Raw genomic sequence first — 6,969 nt, forward strand, 5'->3', positions numbered from 1 at the left:
CATTGATCGCGTTCGCCGCCTGCTGGATGCGGCCGACGATGGCCGCCAGCTGCTCGGCGGTGGCGTTGGCGTCGTCGCGCATGGTCGCGAACACGCCCTGGAAATCGCCATGCATGCGCGCGGTGAGGTCGCCCTGCGACAGCGCGGTCAGCAGCCTGGACACTTGGCCGATGCTGTCGCCGTTGGCCTGCAGCAGGCCATTGAGCTGCTGCGCCAGCTGCAGGAAGAAGCCGTGCTTGCCTTCGATGCCGACGCGCCCGCTGAGGTCGCCCGCGGCGGCCTCGCGCACGATCTTGGCCACTTCCTGCTCGACCTGCGCTTCCAGGGTGCGGTCGCGCGATTCGCAGACAAAGCCGATGTGCGTGCCGTGCTGGTCGCGGATGGCGGTGATGGTCTGGGCGACGCGCGCGTCGACGTAGGCCATCTCGCGTTCCATCACCCCCTTCTTTTCCAGCTCCGCCAGGGTCTTGGGATCGTGCTGGTTGCCGTACTCCAGCACCGTCACCGGCGAGCCGACCAGCGGCAGGCTCGAATCGAAGGCCGGCGCCACCGAGTGGATCTGCTCGGCGTACTTGTCGGTGAGGCCCTGCATCGACGGGTTGGCGTAGACGATGTTGTAGTCCAGGTCGACGATGAACATGCCGGTCGAGGAGTTGTCCAGCGCGGTGCGGATGCGCAGGTTCTCGGCGGCGACCGCGGCGTCGCGCTCGATGCGCCCGCGCAGGTCCTGCTGCATGCGCTTGAGCGCCTGCATCAGCTCGCCGATCTCGTCCTTGCTGTTGGCGTCGATATGTCCGTCGAGCTTGCCGGCGGCGACGTCGCTGGCCACCTTGACCGCATCGCGCACGCTGTTGGCGAGCATCCGCCCGAACAGGAAGGCCAGACCGACCGCTGCGCCGAGGCCGATCAGCAGGCAGATCAGCAGGGTTGCCGAGGCGTTGCGATAGGTGCCGCTGGCGGCGTCGGCCGCGGCCTTGGCCTGGCGATCGTTCTCGGCGATCAGGGCGACGACGTCGTCCACCACCTTGTTGTGCAGGGTGCGGGTCTCGCCGGTGAAGGTATCGATGGCGTCGTCGTGCAGGTCGAGCTGCAGCATTTCGTCGACGGACTGGTAGGAGGCGCTGGCCTTCTTCCAGTCGGCGACCAGACGGTCGTAGATGGTCTTTTCCTGCGGGCTGCCGATCTTGGGCGGATATTGGGCCAGGATCTGGTCCATCTGCTTCTTCAGCGCAACCTTGCGCGCGGCCGATTCCTTCTTCAGCGCATCGCTGCTGCGGATCAGGCTCTGGTAGGCCGCGTTGCGGTACTCGCCGAGGATGCCGCGCATTTCGCCGCCAGTGCGCACGCTCGGCACCACCTGCGACGACACATTCTTGGTCACGCCATCGAGCGAGTTAAGACCGCGGTAGGCGGCCACGCCCTGGATCAGCATCAACGCCAGCACGACGCCGAACGCCAGCATCAGTTTGGGCATCACCTTCAGATCTTTAATCCACTGCATGAGCGCGTTTCCCATAATTCGGAGGGGGACGACAAGGGGCAAAAAACGGCAAACGCCGCCGCGCCGGACCGTGCGCACGGGTCCAGCACGGCGGCGCAATGGCTTACTTGATGGTGGCCAGCTTCAGGCTGGACGGCGCGCTGACCTGGATTTCGGCACGCGAGCTGTCCCGCTCGATCTTGCCGATCACGCACACGTCCTTGCCTTCCAGGGTTTCCGGGGCGAAGCCGAACTTGCTGCGGTCGGCGCCGGCGATGCGGGCGGAGAAGGTGTGGCGCGGGAACATGCCGCCCATGTACAGGAAGGTCGGCTCGCCTTCGGAATTCTGCGCGTACTTGGCTTTCTCGACCTTGCCGCAGACCATGCCGTCCTTGCCGACGAAACGGGTGGCCATCTCCGGCGGGATCATCTGCTGGGACTGGGCGAAGGTGCTGGGGCTGGCGGCGAGCAGCAGGACCAGCAGCATGGGAAAGCTCGGTTTCATGGAACGACTCCTTGGGGACGGGGGCTGAAGTGAGGGCCGTGTGATGCCGGCCACTCTTCAGCTATCGGCGTGAAACCGGTTAACTTGATTCGCCCAAGTGATAAACAGTTCGCATTTCAAATAAAAACCCGCCTTGCGGCGGGTTTCGTCTACAGCCGGGCGGCCGCCGCAGCGGCCGGGGGTCAGGCGGCTTCGTCGACGTGGGCGTGCTGTTGGCCGAACTCGGCGCTGTCGAGCAGGGTCTCGATATCCAGCAGGATCAACATCTTGTCGTCCTGGGTGCCGATGCCCGAGATGAAGCGGGTGTCGACCGCGGCGCCGAACTCGGGGGTCGGGCGGATCTGCTCTTCGTTCAGCGGGATCACGTCGGAGACGCTGTCCACCACGATGCCGACCACGCGGTTCTCGACGTTGAGCACGATCATCACGGTGAAGGCGTCGTAGCGCGCTTCCTTCAGGCGCAGCTTCAGGCGCAGGTCGATCACCGGGACGATGGTGCCGCGCAGGTTGATCACGCCCTTGATGTACTCGGGGGCGTCCGGGACCCGGGTGACCGAGTCGTAGCCGCGGATTTCCTGCACCTTGAGGATATCCACGCCGTAGTGTTCTTCGCCGAGGGTGAAGCTGAGGAATTCGCCGCCGGTGGCGTCGGAATTGGAGGTGGTCTTGTCGTTCATCGTGTGCTCCTGGTGCGCACGGGATTGCGGGTGGTGGCGTGGGTGGGAAAGCGCGACTCTTATGCTAGATCGGCGCGGCCACGGCGAACTTTAGACCTGGATCGGCCGGCCGCTTGCGGCGTTCAGGAAAGCACGCCGCTCTTGCGGGCGCTGCGCTGGCGCTCGATGCGGAACACGTAGCGCTGGATCGCCGCGTCGGCACCGCGCGGCAGGTCCTGGAAGCGCATGCCCACGCGCAGGGTGTCCTGGCCGTTGGCGAGCTTGGAGACATACATGTTGCAGACCTGCAGGGTCAGCCGGATGGCGTCGGCATCGGGCAGCTGCAGCACGCAGTTCGGATAGCTCTGCTGCAGCTGCGGCATCGGCTGGCCCTGTACCAGCGCCACCGCCAGGCCGCCGCCGCTGATGTCCACCACGCGCAGTTTCAGTTCGACCTGGCCGGCATCGTCGTCGATGCGCAGCACGCACCACGGCGAATCGGTGATCGGGGTCTCCAGGCGGAAATGCTCGCGCCGCTGCAGGTAGTAGAGCGATTCCGGCAGCGGGGCACGCAGGCCCGGCTGGCCGTTGTCGTCGGTGCGCTGCGGGCTTTCGATGCGGAAACGCACCCGCACCTTGTCCAGCTGGGCGAAGCACAGCAGGTACTCGGCCTGCTCGGCGGCGCGGTTGGAGGCCTCGTTGACGCTCAGGTCCAGCAGCACGCTGTCCTCGTCCAGGTCCAGCAACGCGGTCGAGAAGGCCTGGTCGCGACCGCCCACGTGCGCGCTGACCTGCGAACGCTGCTGGATCAGCGACTGCAGCAACTGGCGGATCTGTCGCGGCTTGGTCAGCAGGAAACGGTCGTCCTCCACTTCTTCTTCCGGCGAAGTCGGGACAGGGGAGTCGCTGGGAGTGCCTTCGGCCATGGTGGAGAGTGGGTACTGGAGGTGGGTGGGGCGGCACCGCGTCGGGCCGCCCCACGCATGCTATCGGCTGAGCTGGACTTTTTTGTAGACCGGCTGCACGTTGCCGCCAGTGGCGACCGCGTTCGACGGCGGGCGCTGCTCCAGGGTGAAGGATGCCACGGCCCGTGCCAGTTCGCCCGCCTCGTGTTCCATCGACCGGGCGCTGGCGCTGGCTTCCTCGACCAGGGCGGCATTCTGCTGGGTCGCCTCGTCCATCTGCACGACGGTCTGGTTGACCTGCTCGATGCCGGCCGACTGTTCCTGCGAGGCCGAGGCGATGTCGCGCATGATGTCGGTGACGCGCTGGACCGAGGTCACGATGTCCTGCATGGTGCGGCCGGCCTGGTCGACCAGGGCCGAGCCTTCGGCCACACGGGTCACCGAGTCGTCGATCAGGTCCTTGATCTCCTTGGCGGCGTTGGACGAACGCTGCGCCAGCACGCGCACCTCGCTGGCGACCACGGCGAAGCCACGGCCCTGCTCGCCGGCACGCGCAGCCTCGACCGCGGCGTTGAGCGCCAGGATGTTGGTCTGGAAGGCGATGCCGTCGATCACGCTGATGATGTCGGCGATCTTCTTCGACGAGGCTTCGATGCCGCTCATCGTGGTGACCACCTTGCCGACCACGCTGCCGCCCTGCGAGGCGACCGCCGCGGCGCCGACCGCCAACTGGTTGGCCTGGTGCGCATGCTCGGCGTTCTGCTTGACGGTGGAGGTCAGCTCCTCCATCGAGGCGGCGGTTTCCTCCAGGCTGGCGGCCTGCTGCTCGGTGCGGCGCGACAGGTCGTCGTTGCCGGCGGCGATCTCGCCGGCGGCGGTGTTGATCGCGTCCGAGGCGCCCTGGATCTGCCGCACGATCGCCGACAACTGCTCGGCGGTGGCGTTGGCATCGTCCTTCATGTTCGCGTACACGCCCTGCAGGTCGGCGTCGATGCGCCGCGACAGGTCGCCCTCGGCCAGCGCGCGCAGCATCTGCTGGATGTGGCCCAGGCCGGAGGCGCTGGCGGCGAGCATGGCGTTGATCTGCTCGCCCAACTGCAGCAGGAAGCCGTGCTTGTCGTCCAGGCGGATGCGTCCGCCGAGGTCGCCGGCGACCGCGCCACGCACGATGCCGGCGATCTCCTCTTCCACCGCCACTTCGTCGGTGCGGTCGGCCCATTCCACCACGAAGCCGAGGCGGTTGCCGGTCGCGTCGGTGACCGGATTGACGATCAGGCGCATGGTGTGGCCGCCGACGCGGATCTGCGCGCGGTGCGTGCCGGTCAGCTCGGCGAGCATGCGCGCCTGGTGTTCGGGATGGCGGTGGAACACGTCGATGGTCTTGCCCAGCAGTGCGCTGGCATCGAACTGCGGCAGGTCGCGGCGCAGGTCTTCCTGCACCTCGCTGAGCATCTGCAGCAGCGGGCGGTTGACGTAGACGATGCGGCGGTCGGCATCGGCGATCATGACGTTGGTGGTGACATCGTCCAGCGCGCTGCGGATGCGCTGGGTCTCGCGCTGGGCCTCGCTGTCCTGCTCGCGGCTGCGCAGCAGCTGCGCGTTGGCGGCCACCAGGGTGTGGGCGATGGAGCCTTCCGGCAGGTCCAGCTCGCGGATCGCGGCCGACAGCGGCTGTTGCTGGGCGATGGCGCGCGCGGCCTGGGCCAGGGCGTGCGGGTCGTGGCCCACGTCCAGCAGTTGCCGGCGCATCTGCACCGCCATCGGCACCAGGATCGCCGCTTCCACCGCCACGTACAGCGCATGGATCGCCAGGATGCCGATCCCGGCCTCGGCGGTGAACACCCGCACCGGCAGGCCGCGGTGCTGCAACCAGAAGAACAGCACGTGATGCACGGCGATCGCGGCGGCCGCGACCATGATCGGCCGCCAGTCGCGGTAGTACAGCAGCAGCGCGATCAGCAGGATGACGCCGAAGTGCACTTCGATCATGCCGCCGGCCTGCTGGATCAGCGCCGCGGCCAGCACCATCAGGCCCAAGGCCACGGTGCAGCGGCTCAGCAGGCTGCCCGGATGCAGCTTCACCTGCAGGGCGATGACGGCCAGGGTCGGCAGGCTGACCGCCAGCCACGGCGTCCACGCGCCCTGATGCCAGGCGGCGGCCAGGCTGGCGAGGGTGGCCAGGACCGCGACGACGACGAACAGCCGGTCGGCCTGCGCCGCCAGGTTCTGCAGGTAGACGTAGCGCTCGTTGCCGACGAGAAAGCTGCCTTGGGTAGGCGAGGCGCTCATGAGAGGGATTCCTTGGAGTCGGTGGGACATCCGCACTGGGCGGGAGAGATCAGCGGCGCGGCGCCGCTGGTGGCGAGCAGCCGCGGCAGCAGCGACGCGGCGGGGATGGACGTGCCGCATCCGGCCAGCTGTGCCGGGCCGGCATAGATCAAGCGGGACTGCGCATCGAAGACGATCAGTGCATAGGGCAGGGACGGCGGCGCCAGCCGCGCGCGCAGGTCCACGCTGCGCATCCCTGGCAGTGCGAGCGCCGCAGGCGCGGCGCAGTCGCAGCCGGCCACGCGCAGGCGGAACGCCACGGGCTGCCCGTCGGCAGCGTCGATGGCGGGCGCAAAGGCCAGCAGGCGCGCGCGAATGGCCTCGGCGCTGTCGGCCGGCGGCGGGCTGGCGAGCGCCACCAGTTGGCTTGCCGCCCAGATGCTCCAGAGCACCAGCAGCAACAGCCCCCATGGCAGGCGGGTGAAACCTCCCCAACGGGGCGTCGTGGTGGATAGTGCCTGCATTGGAAACCGGCCAGCGCGACGCCGGCACTCACCGGCTGTTCACGTTATCGACAGCACCTGTCGATCCTTAATGTCGTATTCATCACATTTCACGCCGTGGTAACGACGCTGGTGTGGGGTTTTCGAAAAAAGGCTGTCGCGCAGGCCTGGAAACGCAATCGGCCGCGGAGGCGTTCCGCGGCCGATCGGCATATTGGGTTGTGGTTCCGGCGGCGCGGTGTGCGCCGGCCGGGGCGTGACAGGCCGAGCCTGGGTGGCGCGATCCGCGCGCCTGGACTCAGGCGGCCGCGTGTGTCGGCCTGGGCGCGACCGGTACCGCCGGCGCACGCACCGAGGATGCCGCCGCCTGCACCTTGAACACCGCCACGGCCTGCCGCAGGTGGCCGGCCTGCTCCTCCATCGAACGCGCGGCGGCGGTGGCTTCCTCCACCAGCGCGGCGTTCTGCTGGGTGCTCTCGTCCATCTGGGTGACGGTGCGGTTGACCTGCTCGATGCCGGACGACTGCTCCTGCGAGGCGACCGCGATCTCGCCCATGATGTCGGTGACGTGCTGCACCGAGGTCACGATCTCCTGCATGGTGGTGCCGGCACGCTCGACCAGGGCCGAGCCTTCGGCGACGCGGCCGACCGA

The 6,969-nt window shown here is 67.9% G+C and carries 7 protein-coding genes; all 7 read right to left on the reverse strand.

Features of this window, described 5'->3' with window-relative positions; all coding sequences use genetic code 11:
• On the reverse strand, nt 1-1,501 hold a 1,501-nt coding region (locus D588_RS0118510; protein WP_017917035.1), incomplete at its 3' end, for an MCP four helix bundle domain-containing protein.
• 103 nt (nt 1,502-1,604) lie between these two features.
• On the reverse strand, nt 1,605-1,967 hold the full coding sequence (locus tag D588_RS0118515) for a hypothetical protein (protein WP_017910574.1): 363 nt from the start codon (nt 1,965-1,967) through the stop codon (nt 1,605-1,607).
• 200 nt (nt 1,968-2,167) lie between these two features.
• Nucleotides 2,168-2,662, reverse strand: coding sequence for a chemotaxis protein CheW (locus D588_RS0118520; protein ID WP_017910573.1), 495 nt, complete (start codon nt 2,660-2,662; stop codon nt 2,168-2,170).
• 122 nt (nt 2,663-2,784) lie between these two features.
• Nucleotides 2,785-3,567, reverse strand: a complete 783-nt coding sequence (locus tag D588_RS0118525; protein ID WP_026143868.1) for a flagellar brake protein — start codon at nt 3,565-3,567, stop codon at nt 2,785-2,787.
• 60 nt (nt 3,568-3,627) lie between these two features.
• Nucleotides 3,628-5,835: a methyl-accepting chemotaxis protein gene (locus D588_RS0118530; RefSeq protein ID WP_017917037.1), complete on the reverse strand. Its 2,208-nt coding sequence runs from the start codon at nt 5,833-5,835 to the stop codon at nt 3,628-3,630.
• Nucleotides 5,832-6,266 (reverse strand): hypothetical protein, encoded by a 435-nt coding sequence (locus tag D588_RS0118535; RefSeq protein ID WP_232764330.1) that lies wholly within the window; start codon nt 6,264-6,266, stop codon nt 5,832-5,834. The genes D588_RS0118530 and D588_RS0118535 overlap by 4 nt, the downstream gene beginning before the upstream one ends.
• A 349-nt stretch (nt 6,267-6,615) precedes the next feature.
• The coding region (locus tag D588_RS0118540) for a methyl-accepting chemotaxis protein (RefSeq protein WP_017917039.1) at nt 6,616-6,969 on the reverse strand (354 nt) is incomplete at its 5' end.

This window comes from Xanthomonas sp. SHU 308, from assembly GCF_000364645.1.
GTDB classification, from domain to species: domain Bacteria; phylum Pseudomonadota; class Gammaproteobacteria; order Xanthomonadales; family Xanthomonadaceae; genus Xanthomonas_A; species Xanthomonas_A sontii.